This is a genomic window from Pseudothioglobus sp. nBUS_23, from assembly GCF_051201565.1.
Taxonomy (GTDB): Bacteria; Pseudomonadota; Gammaproteobacteria; order PS1; family Pseudothioglobaceae; genus Pseudothioglobus.
On sequence record NZ_CP179200.1, the window covers coordinates 554,808 to 581,466 of the forward strand.

At 37.1% G+C, this 26,659-nt stretch carries 23 protein-coding genes; 18 read left to right on the forward strand and 5 right to left on the reverse strand.

Going from position 1 to position 26,659, the window contains the following annotated elements; all coding sequences use genetic code 11:
* Window positions 1-43 precede the first annotated feature (43 nt).
* Genes coaD through ACMAZA_RS02770 form a run of 3 tightly spaced genes read right to left on the reverse strand, consistent with a single transcriptional unit; the run spans window position 44 to window position 2,186 of the window.
* A complete protein-coding gene (coaD, locus tag ACMAZA_RS02760) occupies window positions 44-526 on the reverse strand; it encodes a pantetheine-phosphate adenylyltransferase (RefSeq protein ID WP_435189825.1) in 483 nt (160 codons plus the stop codon).
* 2 nt (window positions 527-528) lie between these two features.
* On the reverse strand, window positions 529-1,134 hold the full coding sequence (rsmD, locus tag ACMAZA_RS02765; RefSeq protein WP_435190453.1) for a 16S rRNA (guanine(966)-N(2))-methyltransferase RsmD: 606 nt from the start codon (window positions 1,132-1,134) through the stop codon (window positions 529-531).
* Window positions 1,131-2,186 (reverse strand): ribonuclease D, encoded by a 1,056-nt coding sequence (locus tag ACMAZA_RS02770; protein ID WP_435189827.1) that lies wholly within the window; start codon window positions 2,184-2,186, stop codon window positions 1,131-1,133. Before ACMAZA_RS02770 ends, rsmD begins: the two co-directional genes overlap by 4 nt.
* 68 nt (window positions 2,187-2,254) lie before the next feature.
* Here ACMAZA_RS02770 and ACMAZA_RS02775 point away from each other — a divergent pair, with 68 nt between their 5' ends.
* From ACMAZA_RS02775 to ACMAZA_RS02790, 4 genes are read left to right on the forward strand one after another with little or no spacing between them, the layout of a single operon-like run.
* Window positions 2,255-4,333 carry a sensor histidine kinase gene (locus ACMAZA_RS02775; protein WP_435189829.1) on the forward strand — a complete coding sequence of 693 codons (2,079 nt, stop codon included), beginning with the start codon at window positions 2,255-2,257 and terminating at the stop codon, window positions 4,331-4,333.
* A complete protein-coding gene (locus ACMAZA_RS02780; RefSeq protein WP_435189831.1) occupies window positions 4,330-4,905 on the forward strand; it encodes a response regulator in 576 nt (191 codons plus the stop codon). Before ACMAZA_RS02775 ends, ACMAZA_RS02780 begins: the two co-directional genes overlap by 4 nt.
* Window positions 4,902-6,272: a Trk system potassium transporter TrkA gene (gene trkA / locus ACMAZA_RS02785; protein ID WP_435189833.1), complete on the forward strand. Its 1,371-nt coding sequence runs from the start codon at window positions 4,902-4,904 to the stop codon at window positions 6,270-6,272. The genes ACMAZA_RS02780 and trkA overlap by 4 nt, the downstream gene beginning before the upstream one ends.
* A gap of 37 nt (window positions 6,273-6,309) precedes the next feature.
* Window positions 6,310-7,761, forward strand: coding sequence for a TrkH family potassium uptake protein (locus ACMAZA_RS02790; protein WP_435189835.1), 1,452 nt, complete (start codon window positions 6,310-6,312; stop codon window positions 7,759-7,761).
* Between the two features lie 53 nt (window positions 7,762-7,814).
* On the opposite strand, the gene ACMAZA_RS02795 is transcribed toward ACMAZA_RS02790, so the two are convergent.
* Complete coding sequence (locus ACMAZA_RS02795) at window positions 7,815-9,818, reverse strand: sodium-translocating pyrophosphatase (RefSeq protein ID WP_435189837.1); 2,004 nt, start codon at window positions 9,816-9,818, stop codon at window positions 7,815-7,817.
* 153 nt (window positions 9,819-9,971) lie between these two features.
* Between ACMAZA_RS02795 and ACMAZA_RS02800 the strand changes: the two genes are divergently transcribed.
* The 9 genes from ACMAZA_RS02800 (at window position 9,972) to argJ (ending at window position 20,328) form a co-directional block, all read left to right on the forward strand.
* Entirely contained in the window at window positions 9,972-10,844 is an 873-nt protein-coding gene (locus ACMAZA_RS02800; protein ID WP_435189839.1) for a DMT family transporter, read from the forward strand.
* A gap of 36 nt (window positions 10,845-10,880) precedes the next feature.
* Window positions 10,881-12,089, forward strand: a complete 1,209-nt coding sequence (locus ACMAZA_RS02805; RefSeq protein ID WP_435189841.1) for a diaminopropionate ammonia-lyase — start codon at window positions 10,881-10,883, stop codon at window positions 12,087-12,089.
* A 16-nt stretch (window positions 12,090-12,105) separates the two neighbouring features.
* On the forward strand, window positions 12,106-13,272 hold the full coding sequence (locus ACMAZA_RS02810; RefSeq protein ID WP_435189843.1) for a M24 family metallopeptidase: 1,167 nt from the start codon (window positions 12,106-12,108) through the stop codon (window positions 13,270-13,272).
* A 79-nt stretch (window positions 13,273-13,351) separates the two neighbouring features.
* Window positions 13,352-14,002, forward strand: coding sequence for an ABC transporter ATP-binding protein (locus tag ACMAZA_RS02815; RefSeq protein WP_435189845.1), 651 nt, complete (start codon window positions 13,352-13,354; stop codon window positions 14,000-14,002).
* Between the two features lie 82 nt (window positions 14,003-14,084).
* The gene (locus ACMAZA_RS02820; RefSeq protein WP_435189847.1) at window positions 14,085-15,482 is read left to right on the forward strand and encodes a DUF4856 domain-containing protein; all 1,398 of its coding nucleotides are present in this window, start codon (window positions 14,085-14,087) and stop codon (window positions 15,480-15,482) included.
* Window positions 15,475-16,356: a sterol desaturase family protein gene (locus tag ACMAZA_RS02825; protein ID WP_435189849.1), complete on the forward strand. Its 882-nt coding sequence runs from the start codon at window positions 15,475-15,477 to the stop codon at window positions 16,354-16,356. Before ACMAZA_RS02820 ends, ACMAZA_RS02825 begins: the two co-directional genes overlap by 8 nt.
* A gap of 55 nt (window positions 16,357-16,411) precedes the next feature.
* On the forward strand, window positions 16,412-17,431 hold the full coding sequence (locus tag ACMAZA_RS02830; protein ID WP_435189851.1) for an extracellular solute-binding protein: 1,020 nt from the start codon (window positions 16,412-16,414) through the stop codon (window positions 17,429-17,431).
* A 27-nt stretch (window positions 17,432-17,458) separates the two neighbouring features.
* Entirely contained in the window at window positions 17,459-19,057 is a 1,599-nt protein-coding gene (locus tag ACMAZA_RS02835; RefSeq protein WP_435189853.1) for an ABC transporter permease, read from the forward strand.
* Window positions 19,058-19,143: 86 nt separating this feature from the next.
* Window positions 19,144-20,328: a bifunctional glutamate N-acetyltransferase/amino-acid acetyltransferase ArgJ gene (argJ, locus tag ACMAZA_RS02840; RefSeq protein ID WP_435189854.1), complete on the forward strand. Its 1,185-nt coding sequence runs from the start codon at window positions 19,144-19,146 to the stop codon at window positions 20,326-20,328.
* 19 nt (window positions 20,329-20,347) lie between these two features.
* Here the strand turns inward: argJ and ACMAZA_RS02845 are convergent, their stop codons facing one another.
* Window positions 20,348-21,226, reverse strand: a complete 879-nt coding sequence (locus ACMAZA_RS02845; protein WP_435189856.1) for a LysR family transcriptional regulator — start codon at window positions 21,224-21,226, stop codon at window positions 20,348-20,350.
* 99 nt (window positions 21,227-21,325) lie between these two features.
* On the opposite strand from ACMAZA_RS02845, the gene ACMAZA_RS02850 reads away from it, so the two are divergent.
* From ACMAZA_RS02850 to ACMAZA_RS02870, 5 genes are all read left to right on the forward strand, one after another.
* Window positions 21,326-22,747, forward strand: a complete 1,422-nt coding sequence (locus tag ACMAZA_RS02850) for a form I ribulose bisphosphate carboxylase large subunit (protein WP_435189858.1) — start codon at window positions 21,326-21,328, stop codon at window positions 22,745-22,747.
* Between the two features lie 41 nt (window positions 22,748-22,788).
* The gene (locus ACMAZA_RS02855) at window positions 22,789-23,148 is read left to right on the forward strand and encodes a ribulose bisphosphate carboxylase small subunit (protein WP_435189860.1); all 360 of its coding nucleotides are present in this window, start codon (window positions 22,789-22,791) and stop codon (window positions 23,146-23,148) included.
* A gap of 76 nt (window positions 23,149-23,224) precedes the next feature.
* Window positions 23,225-24,028: a CbbQ/NirQ/NorQ/GpvN family protein gene (locus tag ACMAZA_RS02860; RefSeq protein WP_435189861.1), complete on the forward strand. Its 804-nt coding sequence runs from the start codon at window positions 23,225-23,227 to the stop codon at window positions 24,026-24,028.
* 8 nt (window positions 24,029-24,036) lie between these two features.
* Window positions 24,037-26,400: a nitric oxide reductase activation protein NorD gene (locus ACMAZA_RS02865; protein ID WP_435189863.1), complete on the forward strand. Its 2,364-nt coding sequence runs from the start codon at window positions 24,037-24,039 to the stop codon at window positions 26,398-26,400.
* On the forward strand, window positions 26,400-26,657 hold the full coding sequence (locus ACMAZA_RS02870) for a hypothetical protein (RefSeq protein WP_435189865.1): 258 nt from the start codon (window positions 26,400-26,402) through the stop codon (window positions 26,655-26,657). The genes ACMAZA_RS02865 and ACMAZA_RS02870 overlap by 1 nt, the downstream gene beginning before the upstream one ends.
* Window positions 26,658-26,659 lie beyond the last annotated feature (2 nt).

Sequence of the window (26,659 nt, forward strand, 5' to 3'; positions counted from 1 at the left end):
CCTATTTAGGGATACAAAATCCAATTTCAAGGTAATAAGGAAATTATTTTTTTGCTATATCGAGAAGAATTTTTTTAACTTCACCAGGCACAAAAGGGCTGATATCGCCTCCAAGAAGGAGAATTTCACGAACTAGAGATGAGGAAATGTTGGCAAATTCTTCGGAGGGGGTCATAAATAAGGTCTCAATTTCAGAATTCAGACGTTTATTCATTCCACTTAATTGAAACTCGTACTCAAAATCAGATACAGCCCTTAAACCCCTGATGATAATTTGCGCGTTGTGTTCTTTGGCAAAATCAACCAATAGTGAGTTAAAGCTTAGGACTTTGGTGTTTTTAAGGGAACTGATTGAGTTTTCGGCAGCGCTAACTCTTTCTTCTATAGATAGAAAACTAGATTTGCTAGCATTTTGTGTTATTGCAATAATGACCTCATCAAAAAGTTTAGAGGCTCTCTTTATAAGGTCAATGTGCCCATTAGTTATGGGGTCAAATGATCCAGGATAGATTGCAATTTTTTTCATAGTTAAACCAAGCTTATCAGACAATAATAGACATTCCCTGATTTTTTTTGTTTTTCAATCGTACAATTATACTTTATGTTTGAATTTAAGAGCTCTAGGTCTATCTCAAACTCTGACTCAACGTAAATTTTACTTTTTGAATCTACAAGATTCTGTTTCGAGATTAAAGACAATGTCAAAGGAATTAATTCTTGGTTAAAGGGAGGGTCTAAGAAAACAAAATCGAAAGGTTGAAGTTGTTCTTTCTCAAGATATTTTAGTGAATCTTGGTTAATTAGGTCGTAACGATCAGACTCTAAAAGTTTTAGATTAGAGTCAAGTATTTTATGAGTATTGAAGTCTTTTTCAATAAAGCATACCTTTCCAGAGCCTCTCGAGATTGCCTCAATACCCAAAGCTCCAGTCCCAGCAAATGGATCTAGAATAGTTTTGTTATGAATCTCAAACTGAAGCCAATTAAATAATGTTTCTCTAGCTTTGCCTGAAGTTGGGCGAAGTCTATCAGAGTCTTTAAAGGAAAATTTTCTTCCTTTCAGACTTCCCGAAATAATTCTAAAGGTGTTTGTTTTAATAGTTTTCCAATCTGTTTGAATACAAGATAATATTATATTTTAAATATTTTGGATCTCCATCCACTATTTAATAAAGTTGAGTCACTGCCCCTTATAAATTTAACAAGTTTTTTAGATGTGCAGATTAATTCAGTTGGTAAATTATGTTCGATTGAAAGATTAGTAATTTGTCTTTTTAACTCATCTTTTCTTATAAGTTCTTGTTCTGAAAGAGGTTTTGTTGACTTAATTAGGTTTAAATCCTTAAACTCCTGCTTATTCTTCTTTATGAAGCTGTCAAATTGATTCCATTCTTTAGAGGAAAAATTAATATTTCCAGTTGCATAGTTGATAATTTTTTCATCTGACATGACCCATTTACGAGGCTTGTTTTTTGTCTGGGCTATTGATTCACGCCATAAAATTAAGTTGATTGCCATATCTCTATGCTTCTTAGAGATTTTCGAAATACCTTTTGTTTTTTTTATGATTTGTTTGAGATTGGGGTTGTAGGTTTCTTTTTTTAGCAAAAATTGACAATCTTCCTCAGCCCATTCTAACTTTCCATGCTCAATAAGCTCTTTAGAGAGCTTATTAAAGATCGGCATTAAATATTTAACGTCATCAAGTGCATACTGCAAAACATCAGCTGGAAGTGGACGTTTTTTCCAATCAAATCTTGTAAATTTTTTTTCCAATCTAACATCCTCAAGTGATTCGGTGAGGCTTTGATAAGAGATTTGCAATGGATAATTAAGAAAAGATGCGGCAATTTGAGTATCAAAGATCGCACTGGGAATTCGATTAGATAATGAATAGAGAGCTTCTATATCCTGTCTAGCAGAGTGAACAATCCACTTAGTTTTTTTGCCATAAAGTTTTACAAATAAAGGCTCAAGATTATCTAGTGACAGTACGTCAATACACTCTAGTTTATCTTTCGTAGCAATCTGGATCAAGCATAACTCAGGCAAATAAGAATCAACTCTTCTAAATTCGGTGTCTATAGCAAGAAGAGCCTCATTCTTAATATGATTTAGGTAAAGACTAAGCTGGTTGTCGGTTTCTATCAAAAGAATTGAAAATGTTGTGTTGTTGTATTTTATCAACAACTTGTGTTAGAAATAATGCATTTATGAGATAATCGAAATACTTTAATTTTTGGTTAACAAAATTTATGTTGCTTAATCAGGCTTTTTCATTGAAAGAAGCTCCCCGTGCTTTGTTTTGGATAGGCGTTTTCTTAATTTCGTTTTTTGGGATGTTCTACCTTGGTCTAAATCCAGAATTAATTGAGAAATGGTATCTAGTTTTAGTTTTATTCAATGTGATTATGAGTGGCGTTGCCATTTTCTACATCACACTCTCAATGAAAAAATTAAAACAAAATACTGAGGAGGGTGTGATTGGCTCAAGGTTTACCTGGTCTTTTATAAGGATTGTTCCAGTTTTAGTTTTGCTTCCAGTACTATCTTTCTACCTTTTTTCATTTGGCTCAATCAGAGACAACCTTCAAATTGCTGAAAATCAGTTTGATGAGTTTAATTTGAAGGTTGGTGGTGAAGTAGATGAGCTCTATCGTAATACAAATAATATTGCAATTAAGTACTTTGAGGATCGTATTCGAAATATTGCCAAACTAGTAAATTATTTTGATGCACCTCGAGCCTCTAATGAAAAAATGCAAACTGTTTTAAGTCTTTTAACCAGTGATTTTTGGGCATGTGAGCTTAAGCTTTATGATAGTGAGATGAATTTAGCTGCATCAAGTAAACGTGCGGACTCCAATTGTTCGGCAGATGGATTTACAGCGTCGACAGATGAGTTTACCTTAATCGCTCACTTCGCACCAGACATTAATATTGAGAGCCTAACTTCGAGAATGACACGCTTTCGAGATGCTGCAAAAGATGCCGAATTGACACTGAACTCATCAATCATTAAAACTCGATTTATGATCGACTTCACCTCAACCATTTTATTGGCAGTTTTGAGCGCATTATTAATTGTTTTAAGAATGATTGATCAGCTCATGAGGCCGATGCATAACTTATCTATAGCTACAAGAGAGATTTCTGCTGGTAACTATGACGTTGAGATTGAGCGTGACTCAAAGTTCAAAGATATGCATGATCTCATTGGGCACTTCAATGAGATGAGTAGAAGAATTAAGCTTTCTAGAGAGGGCCTGGATACTCATAATTTATATCTAGAAACAATTCTTCAATATTCCTTTGGTGTTATTGCACTCAATGAAAAAAAGAAAATACAGATCATTAACCCAGTAATTGGGAAAATGCTTCAAATAGATGATGTCTCGAAATATACTTCTGAGCCTTATGATGCAATTGTTAAGGATTATCCAAATCTTAATCCTCTCTTCGATTATATCGATGGCAAGATTGAAAGTGACTCTCTAGAATGGAATCATGAAATTGAATTATCACTCAATGATAGAAATCGTCTTCTTTATTGCCAAGGGGCTTTTCTTGATATTGAAAAAAAATCTCTTGGTTATGTGATTATTATTAATGACATTTCTAAGCTTAACAGAGCTCAAAAGAAGGCGGCTTGGGGTGAGGTTGCTGTTCGCATGGCGCACGAAATTAAAAACCCGCTGACGCCAATTTTATTGTCTGCAGAGAGGCTTCGTAATTTGTTTCTAGATAAGCTGGATGAAAAAGATTCTCGAGTTATTGATAAAACTACACAAACCATAATTGACCAAGTTGCATCTATGGATTCAATGGTGAGCGCCTTTGCAGATTACGCAAATACACCAGAAATTAGAAAAACCTTGTCCTCTTTAAATACTTTAATTAATAAGTCGGCCTCTCTTTATGATAATCACGATGATGTTAGAGTGGATCTTGATTTAAGTGGTGATTTGCCAAAGATTCAGCTTGACCAAGATGCAATCTCAAGGGTACTCATTAATCTTATTAAAAACGCAATAGAAGCTAAGAAGGATTCCTCGGCTCTCAATATCAAAATCAAAACACTTTTGAAAGCCAAAGAGGGGTTGGTTCAAATAACAATTATCGATGATGGCAAAGGATTTCCTGAAGAAATTATTGACCATGTATTTGAACCATACATCACCACCAAAGAGAAGAGTGGCGGCTTGGGTCTTGCCATTGTTCAAAATATTATTGAGCAGCATGATGGCCAAATATTTGCAAGCAATATCAAGCCTCATGGTGCAAGAATCACTATTGAATTGAGTATAATCGAATTTTTAAAGGGGGATAAGTGACTGAAGAGCAAACATTTGGAAAAATCTTGATCATTGATGATGAGAAAGATAATACTGAGATTATTAAAGATATTCTTGAGGATGTTAACTATTCAACTATGCTTGCTAGAAGTGCAGCAGAAGCCAAAGTTGTTCTAGCAGCAAATCATTTTGATTTGATCCTCATGGATGTTTGGATGCCTGGGCAAGACGGAATTTCCTTGTTGTCAGAGTGGCATTCTGAAGGTCTTGATACGCCAGTTGTTATGATGTCAGGTCATGCTGAGCCTAGTGATATAGTTAAGGCTATGAAGTTAGGCGCAGTTGACTTTCTAAAAAAACCTTTGCACGACTTTCTCCCTATATTAAGAAATATAATGACTCCAGATGAGTCTGAGCAAGAAACCCAGCATGTTAGTGGAATCAACTATGAATTAAAGCTTAAAGAGGCTAGAAATATTTTTGAGAGTCAATACCTGCTTCATCACCTGGCTGCTAATGATAATAATATTGCTGTTGTTGCAGAGATTGCTGGCCTTGAGAGAACAACACTCTATAGGAAGCTTAAAGATTTAGGGATAGATAAAAAATGAAAATACTCATTTTAGGTGCTGGCCAGGTTGGCTCTACCTTAGCAAGGTATCTCTGTTTAGATGATGATAACGACATCACTATTGTTGACCAGAAAGAAGAGATGCTTATACCGCTTCAAAGGCACTTAGATATAAAAACAGTTATTGGCTATGGTGCATATCCAAGTGTTTTAGAAAAAGCAGGTATTAAGTCCATGGATATGGTTATTGCTGTTATGAATTCTGATGAGAGAAATATGGTGGCATGCCGAATGGCCCATACTTTGTATCATGTTGAGAAAAAAATTGCAAGAATTAGAACAACTGAGTACCTCTTAAGACCAGAAATTTTTTCAAATGACGCTCTACCAATTGATTTCTTAATTACACCTGAGAACCTAATTACGGACTACATTCAAGGCATTGTCGATGAGCCAGGAGCATCTCAAGTGTTTGACTTTGAGAATGGCCTAGTGCAGCTAGTTGAGACTCGTGCTTTTATTGGAACTCCAATTGTGAATCGACCTATTAAAGAGCTCCAAGAGCACATGCCAGAAGTAAAAATACGCATTGTCAGTCTTTATAGGAATGAAAGAGCTATTCCTGCAAAAAGTGATACCGTAATCAGAGAGGGTGATCATGTTTATTTTCTTGCAAAGAAAAATGATATTTCAAGAGCCCTTAAGGAGTTCAGAAGGGCAGAAAACACTTATCAAAAAATCTTTATTGCGGGCGGAGGTAGTGTTGGCTTAAATGTAGCAAAGCTTCTTGAAGAGAGTCACAATCTAAGGATTATTGAACTTGATGAAAATAGAGCCAAATATCTCAGTGAAGAGCTTAATAATACTCTTGTCCTTCAAGGTAATGCTTCTGATGAGGATTTATTAAAAGAAGAAGGCATTGAAAATACTGATTTATTTTTGGCTTTGACAGACTCTGATGAAGTGAATGTCATTGTTTCAATTCTCGCAAAACGTCTCGGAGCTCATAAAACCATCGCACTAGTCAAAAGGGATGTTTATGCAAACCTTGCTGAGCAGAGTGGGGATGTGGACATTATTGTCTCACCAGATCAGATTACTGTGAGTGGGATTTTGTCTCACCTAAGAAAGGGCGATTTTATGCAAGTTCATTCTTTACAGCATGGCAAATCTGAAGCAATAGAAATTGTTGTTCATGGTAACGAAAATACGTCTCAAGTTGTTGGTGTGTGTGTTAAGGATCTTCCGTTGCCAGAAGGAGTTGTTGTTGGCGCAATAGTTCGAGATGAAGAGTTATTGATGGGGTCAAAAAAATTAGTCATTGAGAGTGGTGACCACGTTTTAATGGTTCTTATTGATGTAGGCAAAATTCATGAAGTCGAAGCTTTGTTTTTAGAGAATGAATGATAAATTAATTAGCCCTTCAATCAAGGTAGAAATTTAAATGCAGTTAAGTATTGTTGCAAAAACCATTGGCCTTCTTCTTATGGTTTTTAGCTTTGCACAGATCCCACCTCTAATTGTCGACTTGATATACTCGGAAGGTGAGTATCTATCCTTTGTCTATTCATTTGCCTTAACTGTTTTAGGGGGTTTAATTCTTTGGTGGCCTTTTAAAGAGGTTAAAAAAGAGTTTAGACTCAGAGAGGGTGTTCTCATCGTAGTTTGCTTTTGGATCGTTTTGTCGCTCTTTGGAACGCTTCCATTCTTAATTACCGATTCAATTAGCAGCCTCTCTTTTTCTGAAGCATTCTTTGAGTCAATGTCAGGTTTGACCACTACAGGAGCAACTGTTTTGAATCAGCTTGATGAATTGCCAAAAAGTATCCTTTTCTACAGGCAACAACTTCAGTGGCTTGGTGGAATGGGAATTATTGTTCTTGCAGTTGCAGTCCTGCCTCTTTTGGGGGTTGGTGGTATGGAGCTCTACCATGCTGAATCGAGTGGAATTGCTAAAGACAGACTGACGCCTAAACTAAGAAACACCGCAATAGCCCTCTGGAAAATATACCTGTCATTAACAGTGTTATGCGCTGTTGGATATTTTTTATCGGGCATGTCAATTTTTGATGCGGTTAGTCATAGTTTCTCTACTGTTGCAATAGGCGGATTTTCTACTCATGATGGTTCTATTGGTTATTTTAATTCTGCAACAATTGAAACAATTGCTATGATTTTTATGTTTCTGGCAGGTATTAATTTTTCACTTCATTTTGTAGCATGGAATAATCGTTCATTGGTTGACTACATTAAAGACTCAGAATTTAAAACCTACGCTATGGTTCTGATTTGTTCTTCAATTATAGTAATTACAGCGCTCTCTTTAAATGGCCAGTATGAATCTGCAAATGAGACAGTAAGACACAGTCTATTTCAAACAATCTCTATTGCTACAACTACTGGTTTTACTTCCCAAAACTATAGTAGTTGGCCAGCTGCAATTCCAGTATTCCTAATTATGATGAGTTTTATTGGGGCCTGTGTAGGTTCAACAGGAGGGGGTATTAAGGTTGTTCGAATCTTAGTCATGTTTAGGCTTGGCATGAAAGAAATTCATAAATTCATCAGACCTAACGCTCAGGTCAGCGTTAAACTAAATAAATCTAGTATTAACGAAAAGGCTTTAGTTTCAGTTCTTGGATTCTTCTCACTTTATGCAATATCTTTTTTCCTCATACTGATGCTTTTAATGTTTGCAGGGCTTGACCAAGTTACTGCATACTCAGCTACAGCAGCCACAATGAACAATTTAGGCCCAGGCCTTGGCGATGTTGCTCAGAATTATAGTTCTGTGGGAGAGGTTGCGAAATGGATTTTGAGTTTTTCAATGCTCATTGGAAGGTTGGAAGTACTAACAATTATTGCCATATTCCATAAAGCTTTCTGGAGACAGTAAGAAGGGTTTAAAGCCCTCCAATTAAGAAGGGCTGAAATAGATTTGATTCTTATTTACAGGAGAGGGGCAATCACAAGACTAACAATTGCCATTACGTTAATAAGAATATTCATAGATGGACCAGAAGTGTCTTTGAAAGGGTCACCAACAGTATCTCCAACAACAGTTGCTGCATGAACATCGGTTCCTTTACCGCCAAAGTTACCCTTTTCAACGTGCTTTTTAGCATTATCCCAAGCACCACCAGCATTAGCCATCATAAGCGCCATAAGTACGCACCCTAAAAGAGCGCCACCAAGCATACCACCAAGAGCCTCTGGGCTAATTAAAAAGCCAACCAGAACTGGAGCTGCGACAGCAATAACTCCTGGAAGAATCATTTTTTTAAGTGCAGCAGTAGTTGCAATATCAACACACTTAGCTGTATCAGGCTCAGCTTTTCCATCTAGAAGACCTTTGATTTCTTTAAACTGTCTTCTGACTTCTTCAATCATCTCAAAAGCAGCATCACCGACCGCTGTCATCGTAAGAGATGCAATTAAAAATGGAATAGTTCCGCCAATAAATAAACCAATTAATACTTCAGCACTGTTAAGTTGAAGTAAGAAATCTGAAGAGTTGGCAGCAACAGTTTCTGTATATGCAGTAATAATGGCGAGAGCAGCAAGTGCAGCAGCACCAATAGCAAATCCCTTTCCAATTGCTGCAGTTGTATTTCCAAGTTCATCTAGTGAGTCAGTAATATTTCTTGTGTCCTCACCAAGGCCAGCCATTTCTGCAATACCACCAGCATTGTCAGCAATTGGTCCATAGGCATCAATTGCCATTGTCATGCCCACTGTAGCAAGCATACCAATTGCCGCAATACCAACACCATACAAACCAACAAAAAGGTTCGAGATATAAATGATTAAACAAATCATCAAGACTGGTATTACAACAGATTGCATGCCAACTGAGAGGCCTTTAATCATAACTGTAGCAGAGCCAGTTTGTCCTGCTTCTGCGATATCTCTGATAGGCTTTCCAGCAGTATAGTACTCAGTGACTAGACCAATAATAATTCCACCAATACTTCCCATAAGAACAGCAGCCCAGATATTATTTGAAACGTCCAGAGAGCTAATCAAAAAGTATGAAGTCACAATAAATAAGACAGCTGAACCAATCGTACCCATTCTTAATGCTGACTCAGGAGATTTGTTTGAAGAAAGCTTAACAAATATGATTCCAATGATCGAGCAAACAAGACCAAGCGATGCAAGAGCTAGTGGAAGAAACATAAGCTCACTTCTGTTACCACCCAGCATATCTAAAGCCATTGCAGAAAGAGTTGAAGCAATCGCAATTGTAGCAATCATTGATCCACAGTATGATTCGAAAATGTCTGAACCCATTCCAGCAATATCACCAACATTATCTCCAACGTTATCTGCAATAACGGCAGGATTACGTGGGTCATCTTCAGGAATACCTGCTTCAATTTTTCCAACAAGGTCAGCACCAACATCAGCACTCTTTGTGAAGATGCCTCCACCAACACGAGAGAAGAGAGCTACGACTGAGCCACCCATCGCAAAACCATGGAGAGCTTCAGAATGTTCAGCGCCAAAAAAGTAATAAAGGCCGCCAAGACCTAGGAGTCCAAGCGCTGCAACTGAAAGGCCCATGACTGAGCCACCAAAGAAAGCAACTGTTAGAGCAGCAGAGCTTCCACTTTCATGAGCAGCCTGAGCAGTCCTGACGTTTGCAATAGTGGCAGTATTCATACCTATATAACCCGCTGTAGCTGAAGTTAAAGCACCCACAACGAAACATAAGGCACTAGCTGCACCAAGAAAGATATAAAGTAGAACGAGCAACACTAATGCAAAAATACTAAGCATTTTATATTCACGCTTCATGAATACTATCGCGCCAATATGAATTTGTTCACCAATTTTTTTAACAGCGCCACTTCCACCATCCTGTTTAGTAATCCATTGATAGATAATTACTACTATCAATAGGCCTAAAACGCCGAGTGCTGGGGCAATCAAATTTTGATCGAAATTCATTTTTTCTCCTTTAAATAAAATGAAGCGGCAATGATATCCTAAAGTATCTAAAAAGTGGAAAAAAAATCCCTAATTTGAGGTGAAATGAACTAAATTAACTAGAAAATTATCTTATAAAATCAAATTCCTTAATGATTAACATTTAATTCACAAATGTTCTTAGTTCGATTTGCACTTTTATCATCTCTTTTTTATGCTTTAAATGTAAGCATGATTCCATTAATCTATTCTTTTGAGGTGAGTGTTTTTCTCTTTTTATTTATTCGTTTTGGAACAACTTTCTGTAGTTCCCTATTTGTAACTAAAAGTTTATTTTCATTTAAAAAAATTAAACAACAAAGGTTAGGTCTTTGGATTTTTTTGCTTTCATTACTTTTTGCTGTGCAGTCCTGGCTCTATGTTGAGGCAGTTAAATATATGTCGGTTGGACTTGCGAGCGTCGTTTTGTTTACTTATCCTCTGCTAACTTACTTAATTGTTTCGATAACAAAGAAAAGGTCTCTTGATTTGACTACAATCCTGATGTTTTTAATAGCAATAGCTGGGATTGCTGCAATCTCTCAGAGTGATGAGGGATTTTATACCATGGCTATTGGAATTATTTTGGCGTTACTCTCTGCATTGTCTTACTCTTTAATCTTAATTATTACACCAAAAATGGGTAGCCTCAGGAACTGGGAGATTGTTAAATTTACAACGCTTATCCCTGCGCTTAGTTTCTTAATTTTGTTTTTAAGTGAAACGGGTTTTTATTGGCCACAAAAAGAAGCGTTATTGCTTTGTTTTATTTCTGGAACACTCTTTGCAATTGGCATGATGTTTTATCATATTTCTGTAAAGAAATATGGTCCTGTTAGGACTGCAAATATTGGTTATACTGAGCCTTTACTTGTTTTAATTTTCGGTTTTATTGCATATCTAGATACAATCACTATAATTCAAGGTATTGGTGTCATAATGGTTGCACTAGCTTCAATTACTATAGAAAAGAGACAACTAATACAAAAAAATTCTGCTGGGGAATAAGACTTTTAATTCTCCTGCCTATTTAAAGGAAAAATTATGCCAAACAGTTACAGTGACTTCGCTTTATCATTCTCTCATATTCTGAATCCTAAAGTTCAGTCAGGTGCGCATTACGAGCATCAGGACATATTAAGCTTAGAGGGCTTTAAGTTAGCAAATAAAGAAATTACCTCTTGGGATAATTACAAACCAACACCTCTTCATTCCTTTGATGATATGGCTGAAGGGACTGGCGTTGCATCAATCTTCTATAAAGATGAAAACCCTCGCTTCACTCTGAAAAGTTTTAAAGCGCTTGGTGGTGCATATGCCGTTGCGAATCTATTAATTCAGAAACTCAAAGAGGAAGGTATTAATGCCAATTCGTCTGACTTGATTAAAGGAACATACAGAAATAAAACTTCAGAGCTTACTGTTTGTTGTGCAACTGACGGCAATCATGGAAGATCAGTGGCATGGGGAGCCCAGCAATTTGGATGCAATTGTGAGATTTATATTCACCGAAATGTAAGTCCAGGCAGAGAGAAAGCAATTGCAAAGTATGGTGCTGTTGTTAATAGAATCAAAGGAAACTATGATGACTCCGTTAGAATTGCTGCTGAGGTAGCTGACTCAAATGGTTACACTGTGGTTTCTGATACTTCCTACGAGGGCTATACAGACATACCCAAAGATGTAATGCAGGGCTATACCGTGATGGTGGATGAGGCTATGAAGCAAATGAGTGATATCCCAACACATGTTTTCTTACAGGGCGGTGTTGGAGGATTTCCAGCTGCGATGGTGTCTTTTCTGCAGGAGAGTCTGGAGTGTCCTCCCATATTCGTTGTTGTGGAGCCTGTTAACGCTGACTGTTTGTTTCAAAGCGCTGCCAATGGAGAGCCAACAGCAGTTCATGGCGACTTAGATACAATTATGGCTGGCCTTGCCTGCGGTGAGGTTTCAGTTCTAGCATGGTCAATTCTTGAAAGTCATGTCCCTCACTTTATGTCGATTACTGACGAATCAATTCCAAAAGCAATGCAACTTCTTGCCAACCGAGAAACACCAATTGTAGCGGGCGAGTCAGCTATTACAGGCCTGGCAGGATTTTTAATTGCTTGTAATGATGCTAGCCTTAAATCTAAACTCATGATTAATGAGAATTCAAAGGTCTTGTTCTTTGGAACTGAGGGTGATACTGATGAAGAGATGTACGAGCAATTAGTAGGTAAATCATCTGAACAGGTTTTGAATGGTCTTTGATAAGTAAGGAGAGAAAATGAATATTCCAAAGAGAGGCTTTACAGTCAATGAGTATGAGAATAGGCTTGAAAGCATTCAGAAATTGATGTTTGAGGCAAAAATGGATGCTATCTTATTAACTACACAAGTTGATATTGAATACTACACTGGCTTTAAATCTCAATTTTTTCAGAGTCCTACCAGGCCTTGGTATGTTCTGATACCTAGTTCAGGAAAGCCAAAAGCCATTATTCCCACAATCGGAGAATCTGGGATGAGGGCGACGTGGATTGATGATATTCAGACGTGGACCTCTCCAAACCCAGAAGATGATGGAGTAAGCATTTTGCTTTCAACCATCAAATTACTAATGGTAAATCACAAGTCGTTAGGCGTTCCAAAAACTCTCGAGAGCACTCTAAGAATGCCTCTGGAGGATTATGAGACTCTTATCAATAACCTTCCTGGAATAGAAATCAAAGATGCAAATAAAATTATGCGCCGCGTTCGATTCATTAAATCTGAAGCTGAAATAGAGAAGATTAGGCACATATGTCAGATTACCTCCCAAGGATTTATTGATTTGGAAGGTTTTCTCAGAGCAGGTGAGAGTGAACAAGAGAACTGTCGACGTTTTAAGCAGCACCTGTTGAAGCTTGGTGTGGATGACTCACCCTATATTGTCTCTGGATCTGGTCAAGAGGGCTACGGCTCAATCATTATGGGTCCAACAGACAAGATCATAGAAGAGGGCGATCTATTCATAATCGACACTGGCTCGGTTTTTGATAGCTATTACTGTGACTTTGATAGAAACTATGCTTTCGGTTCAATCAGTGAAAAAGCGAAGAAAGCATACAGAGTAACCTATGAGGCGACGGAGGCAGGATTTAAAGCTGCACAGGTTGGAAATACAACTTCAGATATATTTAATGCCATGAATAAAGTTCTTCAAAAGGGAGGAGCGCTTGGTAATACGGTTGGCAGACTTGGGCATGGTTTAGGCATGCAATTAACTGAATGGCCGTCTAATACTGCGAGTGACAATACTGTTCTTGAGCCAGGAGTTGTTTTGACCCTAGAGCCAGGTATGGCATTCCTGCCAGGAAAGGAAATGGTTCATGAGGAAAATATAGTCATCACAGAAGATGGTCCTAAGTGGCTAAGCATTAGGGCTGCAGAGGAATTACCAATTATTCAATAACTCTAATTTTCAAATAAGGGTTTCCATTTAAAACCTTATCTTATATAATAATGCGAATCATTATTATTTGTATTTACAATTGTTAACTGTCAGCGATTTAAAAATTTCATTTGAAGATAATCATGTCCTAGATGGATTCAATCTGAATCTAGAGAGCGGTGATATTTTTGCTTTATTGGGTGATAGCGGAAGTGGAAAGAGTTCAGCTCTTCGTTTTATTGCTGGACTTGAAAGGGCACATCTAGGATCTGTTGCGCTTGATGGAAATAATTTAAGTGATGGTGGTGCTCATTCAGTTAAACCAGAACTAAGAGAAATTGGAATGGTGTTTCAAGATTATGCTCTCTTTCCGCACATGACAGTTTTTGAAAACATCAGTTTTGGAATCAATCAACTTTCTAAAAAAGAAAGGATAGAAAAGGTAAAAAACCTTTTAGACTTGATTAGTCTTAGTGGTATTGAAAAAAAATATCCTCATCAGTTATCTGGAGGTGAACAACAACGAGTTTCACTCGCTAGGTCGCTTGCGACCTCTCCAAAGTTATTATTACTTGATGAGCCATTTTCAAGTTTAGATAAATCTAATAGAGATCAACTTGTCAAACAAGTCAGGGAGATTCTAAAAAATGCTGGTGTTACATCAATCCTAGTCACTCATGACGAAACTGAAGCAGAAGTATTCGCAGATAAAGTAGGAATAATTAATAAAAAGAAGTTGCTTATTAAATGAAAATAGGTATCATACGCAAATGATAGTCATTATCATTTGCAATAAGAGAAAATTTAAACTATAACTTTTTAAGGAATAAGCAATGTTTAATAAGCGATTGACCGCCAAAGCGGTTCCTCTAACTGTCGTCCTTGGATCGGCAATTTTAATTTCAACATCTGCATTTGCTAGGTCAAATGTATATGCTGATTTTCCAATTACACTTAAAGATTACTCGGGTAGTTCAACAACGTCTGTTTCTTATAAGGGGCAAATGGCAAGACATGCTCTTGAGAGTTCACTCAAAAAACTTATTTCAAAAGGTGATATGAGTGCTATGCAGAGTTACTTCTCAGGTGATGATGCAAGCAGGGCTATTATTGCTCCTGCTACAAAAGGCGATTTTGTCATTAAGCAATCTACTATTGGAGAACTTTCTAATAAAAACTTAAGTGGTAAAACTTACAAAGGTCTAGTTCCTGGATGGGTTGGAAGTATGACTGGGCCTGAAGTAGTTGCATTTATGTTTGAAAAAGCTGCAGAATCTGAGGGTGGCTATGATCCTTCGCACGCTATGGATTATACTCAACTAGTTTCTAAGTTCTTGATGGGAGCTGTGACTTATAATCAAGCAGTAGATAATTATCTTGATGAAAAACTTGAAGCTGACAATAAACCAAACAACAAGCCTTATAAGGATGGTGCAGCATACACGGGTAAAGAGCATGTTTGGGATGAAGCGTTTGGTTACTTTGGAGCTCCTGCACACACATTAACTCTTACTGCTCAAAATGTCTATGATATTGCAAAGCAAAAAGACGCAGCTGTAGCTGACTACAACTATGATGGCAAGGTAGATCTTTATAACGAAATGGCTTTTGGACATGCTTACTATGCATCTTCATTTGACAAGGGTGGAAAAACAACTTACCTCCATGATATTGTTGGAGCGTACATGGATGGAAGAGACCTCATAACTTCAGTCAATGGACGTGCTTTGAGTGACTCCGAGCGCGATGAGTTAAAAGGTTATGCTCAAACAATTAAAACCAACTGGGAAAAAGTTATCGCTGAGGCCGTATTTAAGTATGCAGGCTCAACATACAAAGACATGATGAAAATTGAAGCGATTCTAGAATCTGGTGGCGACGTATCTAAAGAATGGCGAAACTATTCTAAACATTGGGGCGAGCTAAAAGGTTTTGCTTTAGCTCTTCAGGTTGGTGGAAAAGACATGGGTGCAACCTCAGTTAAGCTAAATCGTTTGATTGGTTATAGTCCTCTTCTTTTAGGTAGCACGCAAGTTACTGGAATAGACTCAAACGGTGAGTATATTCAGAGTGATTCAGAGACATGGGGCGGGTATATGGTCCATATGTTGAAAGTACAAAACCTCATGGTTGATGAATTTGGAGTAGTTGCCAGGTCAAATGATCAAACTGCAGGTTTGTCTGATTTAGTTAACTCTCTGGGGGCAAAATCTAGCGCGGAGAATGACTGATTTTTTTGCTAACTTTATTAATCCAGAGAAACGCTTATTTATAGGGTATTTAATAAGCGCTGCTTTCATAGCAGTAATCTGGCTCAGAGTAATTAATAAAAAACCACTGACAGAAATTGTCAGTGGTTTTTTTAGTACTCAGGTCTGGCTATCAAAGTCTGCATTAGCTGACTATAAACTAATGGTCATTAACCAGTTTTTTATAAAAATACTAGCGCCAATACTAATTGGTCAACTGGCGCTTACAGTATTTATTTTTGAGAATATGCATTTCATATTTTCTAGACCCTCATCATCTATACCGGTTTGGATGGTAATGATAATATTCACCACTGTTCTTTTTATTCTTGATGATTTCTCAAGGTATTTTTTGCACCGTTTAATGCACCGGGTTCCAATATTATGGCGGTTTCACAAGGCTCATCATTCTGCTACTAATCTAACTCCATTGACTGTTCTTAGGACTCATCCAATTGAGGCAATTCTTTTTAGTCTTAGAGCGGTCATTGTTCACTCATTATGCCTTGGCGTTTGTTTCTTTTTCTTTGCAGAAAGTGTGTCACTTATTGAAATTTTTGGTTCAAGTGCCTTTGTTGTAATATTTCATTCATTAGGATCAAATTTAAGGCATTCACATGTCAATCTTAGTTATTGGAGTTGGCTAGAAAAGATTCTAGTTTCTCCCGCACAGCATCAATTGCATCATTCAATCAATCCAAAACATTACGACTGTAACTTTGGCGCGGTTCTTGCAGTATGGGATAATATTGGTGGTAGTTGTATAGTGTCAGAAAAAAATCAAGACATTAAATTTGGACTTAAAGACCAGTCTGAAAATGCGCACAAACTTAAAAACTTAATTATTGGGTCTTAATATTTGCCTCAAGAGTTAAATAAATAACTTTTGACTTAATCCTGTGGAGTATCAAGTGAACAAAAAAGTATCAATCTTTTCGATAATAGTAATATCAATTTTATCAACATCTTTTTCAGCAGCAGTGCAAGCGGCAAGTAATGATATTCTGACAGTGTATAGCACAAGGAAAGAACACTTAATTAAGCCTTTATTTGATGCATTTACTGCGAAAACTGGAATAAAAGTAAAGTACCTTACTGGAAAGGGGGGTGCGTTAATAGAGCGCATTAAATTGGAAGGCAAAAAAACCAAGGCTGATTTATTTATGACAGTTGATGCTGGAAATCTTTGGTATGCCGCATCTCAAAATTTATTTCAACCAGTAAGTAGTGAAATCATTAAAAATAATATTCCTGAGCATCTTCGAGATCCTGAAGGTCTTTGGAGTGGCTTATCGGTTAGAGCAAGGACAATAATCTATAGCACTGAAAGAGTTAATCCAAGTGAGTTATCAACTTATCAAGATTTAGCAAATAAAAAATGGAAAGGCAAACTTTGTTTGAGAACAAGTAAGAAAGTATATACAAAGTCTCTTGTATCCTCACTAATCCATCATGATGGAATGGAAAAAACAACTGATGTAGTGAGGGGCTGGGTTGATAACCTTGCTGCCACTCCTCACGCTGAAGATGTTCATATAATGACTTCAATCCTAGCGGGCCAGTGTGATGTGGGAATTGTAAATAGCTACTATTTTGGAAGACTGCAAGCAGAGGATCCGAACGCTCCCCTTAAACTCTTTTGGGCTAATCAAAATACTACTGGAACGCATGTTAATGTTTCAGGAGCTGGAGTCACAAAACATTCAAAGAATCCAGATGACGCAATAAGATTACTTGAGTTTTTATCTTCAATTGAAGCTCAAAAAATCTATGTTGGCTTAAATAAAGAGTATCCAGCAACTCAAAAAATTAAAGCAGATAATTTGATTGCCTTATGGGGAGATTTTAATCAGGATAAAATGAATCTTTCTTTTGCTGGAAAAAATCAGGCTGATTCGGTTTCACTCATGCAGAGAGAAGGCTATAAATAATTATGTAGGTAATGCAATCAAAGCCCAATGAATAGTAAGCAAAATAATTCTAATTTTTTAATGGGCCTTCTAGCACTATCTGTTTCGTTCCCAATCATTGTTGTTTGTTCAGCTTGGTTTTTTCCAGGAACTGAGCTATGGGGGCATTTTCTTGAAAATTTATTACCTGAACTCATTGTATCAACTTTTATATTGCTTCTAGGTGTTGGCTTAGGGGTAAGTATTCTAGGAACCGTTCTGGCATATTTAGTTGTCATGGTTGAGTTTCCAGGAAGAAGATGGTTAGAGTGGGCACTATTCTTGCCCTTTGCAATACCCGCTTATGTTCTAGCTTTTGTTTATCTTGGGGTTTTTGACTATTCAGGCTACGCCCAGGTCTGGCTTAGGGATTTTACTGGAATATCTGGATTTGATATCAGAGCTGGGAGTTGGGCAATTATATTAACATTTGTATTGGTTTTTTATCCTTACGTTTACATGATGGCAAGAGCCTCATTTAAGCGACAAAAGATTCAGATGATTGAGGCTGGAAAAATGCTTGGTGCAAAACCTTTTCTGGTTTTTTGGAAGATTTCTGTACCTCTCGCAAGACCAGCTATTGCCGCTGGTTTACTTGTTACTCTTATGGAGACATTGGCAGATTTTGGAGTAGTCTCACTTTTTAACTACTCAACTTTCACAACAGCAATTTATTCAGCATGGGGAGACTTTCGCTCTATAGAAGTTGCTGCACAACTAGCATCAATACTCGTTTTAATTGCATTTTTTCTTATTTATTTTGAAAAAAAAGCCCGAGGTAAAGCTAAATATTACTCATCAGATGTATCCCATATCAGACCCTATAGTGCAGAAGGAATTTTAGGCTGGATTACTTTTTTATTCGTTTTTGGTGTATTTATGCTGTCTTTTGCAATGCCTATGCTCCAACTTATTATTTGGAGTATTGAAAAATATGGCGAAGAAATTAGTCAGTTCTACCTTAATTATCTTTCTTCTACAGGGATTTTGACTGTGAGTGCGACAATCTTAACTGTTGCTGTAGCTACAATGCTAGCCTTGCCAAGTCGTCGGAAGGACGAAAGTAAAGCATTGCAGCTTCTTATAAGGTTTTCGACATTAGGTTATGCATTACCGGGATCAGTCATGGCTGTTGGACTTTTGTATGGTGTGCAAAATATTTCATTAGTGAGCATTCATTTTGGGGGTTCATCAATTAATCATATTCTTTTTGGGTCAGTGGCATTACTTCTATTTGCATACATTTCTAGATTTATGGCAATTGCCTATAACTCAACCAGCGCCTCCAGTGAGCAGATTAAGCCTGTTTTTGAACAGAGTGCTAGACTTTTAGGATCATCAAGAATGCGTTTAATCAAGGAAATATACCTTCCAATGATGACGCCTGGAATATTAGCTGGAGGCTTGTTGGTAGCTGTAGATGTGATGAAGGAGCTACCTGCAACCTACCTATTAAGGCCTTTTGGATGGGATACTCTAGCCATTAGGGTTTTTGAATTGAGCTCAGAAGGACTTTATGATAGGGCAGCTATTCCTGCTCTAATAATGGTATTTTTAGGAGCGATTATTATGCTGTTCTTTATTCGACTGGACAGTGAAAAATATTAATACTCAAGACCTGACTTGTTAAAAAAGAATAGATCTTATTCGAATTAGGTAAAATATTTTTTAGAACTTATTCTTTTTAATTACTTATGAGCATTGATTTACTTTGTGTGAATGGCGTTAAATGCTCTTCTGTTTCTTCGGGAATAAAGAATAATAATTCATTAGATTTATCTCTAATTTCACTAATTGATGGCACTAATACTGCTGCAGTTTTTACTCAAAATATCTTTTGTGCTGCTCCTGTTTTAGTTGCCAAAAACCACCTAAATTCTAATATAAAAGCCCTTTTAATTAACAGCGGTAATGCCAATGCTGGTACTGGTAAAAAAGGTCTGGAAGATAGCTATAAATCCTGCGAAATTATAGCTGAAGAGCTCAGCATCAAACCTGAACAGGTTTTGCCATTCTCAACTGGAGTAATTGGTCAATTGCTTCCTGTTGAGTCTATTGAAAAAAGTGCAAATAAACTCGTTAATTCTCTTACAAAAGAAGGATTAGGTAATGTTGCAAAAGGTATCTTAACTACAGACCTAGTAGAAAAGTATTATTCAGTCTCATTTAATGTCGATGGTGTTGCAGTTAATCTCTCCGGAGTTGCAAAAGGATCTGGAATGATTAGGCCGAACATGGCAACCATGCTTAGTTTTATAGTTACTGATATTGGGGCTTCTCAAGATGAATTGCAGCAATGCCTTGATATTTCAGTTAATCAGTCATTTAATCGTATTACAGTGGATGGCGATACCTCAACAAATGATGCATGTACACTTAGCGCTACGAATCAATCTGGCATTCTTTATTCTCAATGTAAAGAAGAGTTTCAAAAAGCTTTGAATGAGTTAACTAGAAATCTTGCTCACAAGATTGTGAAGGATGGAGAGGGATCAACAAAATTTGTTGAAGTAAGCGTCAGTGGACTAGAGTCAAATGAAGACTGTTTAGAGGTGGCTTATACAGTTGCCCATTCACCACTAGTAAAAACAGCTTTATTTGCCAGTGATGCTAATTGGGGAAGAATACTTGCTGCAGTTGGACGCGCTAGAGTAAAGGGAATATCTTTTGAAAATATTAACATTTCTCTGAATGAAGTTCAGATTATCTCATCAGGAGAAATTAGTGACCAATATTCTGAGGAAGCTGGAAGTCGTGAAATGGAAAAACCTGAAATCACAATTCGGATTGATTTAGGTGGCTTTAAAACGAATGAAAGCGTCTGGACAACTGATCTTTCGTATGAATATGTAAAGATAAATGCTGAATATCGAAGCTAAGCTATAGATATACATAAGCCTAGGTGTTGTCGATAATGAACTGTTTAAATCTTCTAGCAATTGGGGATAGTTCTGCATCAGCATGATGCACTATATGCCATTTTCTAATAATTGGGAATGGCTCAACATTAAGCTGTTTAATGATTTTGTTTTTGAGCTGAAGACTTACTGAATGCATTGAAACAAATCCTATTCCTAATCCAGCTTGTACAGCCTCTACAATTGCTTCATTGGAGTTAATTTGAATTTCGGAATTAAAATTCAATCCAGTAAACCTCTCAATAGTAATTCGAGTTCCTGATCCAATCTCTCTAGTTAGCAAAGTTTCTTTGGAAAGGTCCTTAATAGTTACCTTTTTCTTGTTAAGTAAATCATTTTGAGGATGAGCAATAGCAATCAATGGATTCTCCATAAAGGCTTTCGATATTAATGGGATATCTTTAGGCGGCTCACCCATAATTACTAAATCAGCATTATTATTTTTTAAATTATCAAGAAGTGCATGCCGATTAGTTACATCAATATAAAAAGTCATTTTAGGAAATTCTTTTTTAAATTTCGAGAGTAATGTGCTGATAAAAGAATTGGCAGTAGTAGCAACAGCTATTTGAAGATGACCAGAGTCAGGATTAAGTATTTCATTTATTTCAAGCCTGGAGTTTTCAAGAGTATTTATGGTTTCTATTGCAGTTTGATATATTTTCTTACCTAAAAAAGTAGGGCTTATTTTCTTTCCATTAATATGAAATAACTTCGCACCAATATTTTCCTGTAATTGTTGGACTTGCATATAAACAGCAGGCTGAGTGATATGGAGCTCTTTACTTGCGCTAGTAAAGCCTCCAAGCCTTATTACGGATTCAAAACTATAAAGCTGTTTAAGCGTGTAATTAATCATAATTAAAACTAATGATTATATAAATAAATATTATTTTACATTATTTTTATCAACAACTATAATGACTTCATTTTAGACAAATAATAAGGGGAATTACCAATGGCCAAGAAAGGATATGACGCTGGAGTTAAGGAATATAGAGACACATACTGGATGCCTGAATACGAGCCAGTTGATACCGATATTCTTGCATGTTTTAAAATAACTCCACAGCCAGGCGTACCTAGAGAAGAAGTGGCCGCTGCAGTAGCTGCTGAATCCTCAACAGGAACTTGGACAACAGTCTGGACTGATTTGCTAACTGATCTTGATCATTACAAGGGAAGGGCATACAGAATTGAAGATGTTCCTGGTTCGGACGATGCAATCTATGCATTTATTGCCTACCCAATTGATTTATTCGAGGAAGGTTCAATTGTAAATGTTCTAACTTCTCTTGTTGGTAATGTGTTTGGTTTTAAAGCTCTTAGAGCATTGAGATTAGAGGATATTCGTTTTCCAATAGCATATGTTATGACTTGTGGTGGCCCTCCTAATGGAATTGAGGTTGAAAGAGACAAGATGAATAAATATGGTCGACCTTTATTGGGCTGCACAATAAAGCCAAAACTGGGTTTATCAGCTAAGAATTATGGAAGAGCTTGCTATGAGGGTCTTAGAGGAGGTTTAGACTTTACCAAAGACGATGAAAATGTTAATTCTCAGCCATTTATGCGCTGGAGAGATCGTTTCGGTTTTGTTCAGGATGCTATTGAGAGAGCTGAAAAAGAAACTGGAGAGCGTAAAGGACATTATCTAAATGTTACTGCACCTACTCCAGAAGAGATGTATAAGCGTGCGGAGTATGCAAAGGAGCTAGGCACTCCAATTATTATGCATGATTTCTTTACAGCTGGTTTTACTGCAAATACTGGTCTTGCCAATTGGTGTCGTGATAACGGCTTATTGCTTCACATTCATAGAGCAATGCATGCAGTTGTTGATAGAAATCCTAACCATGGTATCCACTTCAGAGTTTTAGCAAAATGTTTGCGACTTTCTGGCGGTGATCACATGCACTCTGGAACTGTTGTAGGAAAGCTTGAGGGTGACCGTGATTCTACACTTGGATGGATCGATTGTATGCGTGATAGTTTTATTAAAGAGGATCGTTCGCGTGGAATTTTCTTCGATCAAGATTTTGGCTCAATGCCAGGAATGTTACCGGTCGCATCAGGTGGTATCCATGTTTGGCATATGCCGGCACTTGTGAATATTTTTGGTGATAACTCTGTTCTTCAGTTTGGAGGCGGAACGCTTGGCCACCCATGGGGCAATGCGGCTGGTGCAGCTGCGAATAGGGTTGCAGTTGAAGCATGTGTAGAGGCACGAAATGCTGGGCGCGAATTAGAAAAAGAATCAAAGGACATTCTTACGAGTGCTGCGAAACACTCACCAGAACTCAAGGTAGCAATGGAGACTTGGAAAGAGATTAAATTTGAGTTTGATACGGTAGACAAATTAGATATTCAGCATAAATAATCTAGCGAATCGTAAATTAATATTAAAAAAAGGAAAAGACTATGAGTAAAGTTCAAGATTATCCATCACGACTGAGTGACAATGCTAGCAGAAAGTTTGAAACTTTTTCTTACTTACCTGCAATGACTGATAAGCAAATTCGTGAGCAGGTTCAGTACATTGTTGACCAAGGATACAACCCAGGAGTAGAGCATACAGAAGTTGAAAATGCAACTGGAAATTATTGGTATATGTGGAAGCTTCCAATGTTTGGTGAAACAGATGTTGATACCATTTTGGCTGAATGTAAGGCTTGTCATGACGCAAATCCTGATAATCATGTCCGTTTAATAGGATACGATAACTATGCACAGTCTCAAGGCGCATCAATGGTTATTTACAGAGGCAAAGGATTTAAATAATCAAGTAAAATCATGTTAGCTTGATTGGATAAACCCCTGTCTCTAAGCAGGGGTTTTTTTTCTGAAGGAATAAAAAATGAATGAATTAGATCAATACAAAATTGCTGAAGAGCCTTTCTATCAGCCACAAGAAGATGAAATTGATATGTACACGGCAGCTTACATGAATCGCATGCCAGTAATGTTAAAAGGACCCACAGGTTGTGGAAAATCTCGTTTTGTTGAGTACATGGCCTACAAGTTAGATAAGCCATTAATTACTGTCGCTTGTAATGAGGATATGTCCGCAAGTGACCTAGTAGGTCGATTCTTGCTCGATAAGGATGGAACAATTTGGCAAGATGGACCTTTAGCTATGGCAGCTCGATATGGCGGCATATGTTATTTAGACGAAGTGGTTGAGGCTAGGCAAGATACTACAGTTGTAATTCACCCTTTGACAGATTATCGAAGAACCCTTCCTCTTGATAAAAAAGGTGAGTTAATTGACGCCCATCCAGATTTTCAGCTCGTCATTTCATACAATCCAGGTTATCAAAATTTGATGAAGGATCTTAAACAGTCAACCAAACAGAGATTTTGTGGATTTAATTTCCAGCATCCTGATGAGAAAACCGAAGCACACATTATCACTAAAGAGTCTGGCGTTGATGAAGAAATAGCATTAAAGTTAGTTCAGATAGCTCAACGGGCTAGAAACCTTGTGGGTCATGGTCTTGATGAGGGTATTTCAACTAGACTATGCGTATATGCAGGACAGCTTATTGCAGATAAAGTAAGTGAAAAATCAGCCTGTAAGATTGCCATGGTGAATCCAATCACTGATGATTTGGATATTGTTGATACTTTAAATGCTGCAATAGATACATTCTTTGAGTAAAACTTATTATGAGTTCTGTTCAACTTTCGGACTTTGAGGATAAATTTAAAAATCCTTCCGATGTTCTTCATGATGCTCTCAACGGGAGCTTTTTAGAGGCTTCAAAGGTTATGACGCCGAATGGCCTTAAGGTCTATTTAGATGGAGCTGGCGCTCTTCATGCAATGGGGAAAGGAGAAGATATGGTGATTTCCTTCCTTGAGGAAACACCAATGGTTGTAAAGGAAGTTGGTGAATCAATAATTGGTGAAATTATCTTCTCAATAATGAAGATGTCATCACAAACTTCTGCAGCAGTAATAGTCTTAATGATTTCTAGTCTTCCTAATGTCGCTAGGCGAATGAGTGATTTTGACTTATTAAAAGGTTATCTTAGATTATTGGAAAGAATGATTGCTCTTGCACCAAGAGGAATGAGACCAATGCTCAATAATATCGATTTATTGACTAGCAAGCTCACCCTAGGTGGTTTAAGGCGATGGGTATTATATGGCGCTGAAACATTTAACCGTGACTTCAAAGCGCAGATTGCCTACTTTGAATTGAGCAGTGCTGAGTCTTTACAAATTATTGAACAAGAAAGGCGAGGCACCTTATTTATTGATAATCAAAGAAAATTGCAGTTCTATCTTAGGGCATTTTATAACCGTGATTTTTTTCTTCGCCCTACTGCAGGTGATTATGAAACAAAAAAAGGTTTAAAGCCGTATATAGAGTATGGCGTTATGCATATACCTGATGCCTATGATGACTATAAACATGCTTCAGGAAAAATTGTTTCAGGTATTGATTGCTACAGAGCTGTCTGCTCTCATGCAGCAGCCCATATAATGGAGACAGAATCTGCTTTTAAGGGAGATACATTAAACCCCCTTGAGGTTGCCTGCGTTTCTCTTATTGAAGACCTAAGGGTCGAACTCAATACAATTAAAAAGTTCCCTGGCATGAAGAAAATATGGATTGCACTTCATCCAGAAGATGACGATCTCAAAGAATTAAATCCATTCATATCTGATCTAGTCGATTTTTCTAGAGCAGCACTTGACAAAAAATATAGAGCTAAACAGCCATTCAATTTGGAGTTTTTAAAGCTATTTAATGAAAAGATGTTAGAGTCTAGTGATTCATCTGAAATGAGTTTTGACCTGGGTATGCAATATTATGAGTTAATCAAATCTGAAACAGATGTAAAAATTAGTGCTTCGGCTCTTGTAGCTGCTCCAATTCCATATAGAGATGATAATCGATATATTTGGGACTATGAGGAGCTTGATTGGATTTCTGAAGGCAATGACTATGTTCCTGCAAGCCAAAGACAGATTCGACGAAAAGCTAATATTATGGAAATGTATAACGAATTAGATGTTGAGACAGCTGGTGATGATGCCCAAGAAATTTGGACTCTTGAGACTGAGTATTTTCCTGATGAGCTTGATGGAGTTAGTCTTAATGAAATCGAAGGCAAGGAGCCAGTAAGTGAGCCTTTTCACTACAATGAGTGGGACTATCAGTTACAGTTGTATCGTCCAAATTGGGCAACTTTATACGAAAGAAGGCTAAAAAAAGGCAACTTTGAGACAATTAATAAAATCTTGAAAGAGCATAAGCCAATTGCTAATCAACTCAAAAATGCGATTGATCAAATGCAGCCTCAAGGTTTGGTTAAATTAAAGAAGCAACAGGAGGGTAGTGAGCTTGATATAGATTCTTGCGTTTCGGCGCTTGCTGACATAAGGTCTGGCTCAACTCCTTCTGATAGGATTTATATAAAAAAAGTTCAACATATACGAGATGTTTCAGTAAACCTTCTCATGGATTTATCGGAATCGACAAATGACATGGTTGTAGGAAGTGATAAAACGATCTTACAGTTGATGAAAGAGGCTACCTCTCTCTTATCCTGGGCAATCGATAAAATTGGAGACAAGCTTACAATAACTGGCTTTGCTTCAGATTCGAGGCATGATGTCCAGTACTATCGATTTAAGCCATTTCACTATAGTTTTAATGATGAAGTGAAGGGTAGACTTGCAGGAATAAAGGGAGGGCTTTCAACTCGAATGGGCGCAGCAATGAGACATGCCGGAATAGATTTGTTGACGCAGTCTTCAGCCAAAAAAATATTGCTAGTTTTGACGGATGGAGAACCATCAGATATCGACGTTGATGATCCTCAGCATCTTCGAATGGATGCAAAAAAAGCTGTTGAAGAGTTAAGGAGTCATGGGATTATTACTTTTTGCATTAGCTTAGATCCTTATGCTGATCAGTATGTGTCTAGAATTTTTGGAAAAAATAGATTTATGGTGATTGATAATCTTCAAAAACTTCCAGAAAGGCTTCCCCAATTATTTATTTCATTAACAAAATAATGAAGCAACTTAAAGATGAAAAATTAATTAACTTTGATCCAGACTATCCTTTTTTGCTTACTGATGACTGGAAAGATAGAAGAGCGCCAACAGTATATGAGATCTTAGCTACATCAAATACGCTTAAGCAAATGTACGCACAAAAAGTAAAAGAATTAGAGTCTGGGAAAATAAACAATGATGTTGGTGAACAGTTGTTAAGAAGAATTGCTACTAATTATCAATCAGTTAAATCTCTTCTTTTTCAAACAAGATAAAA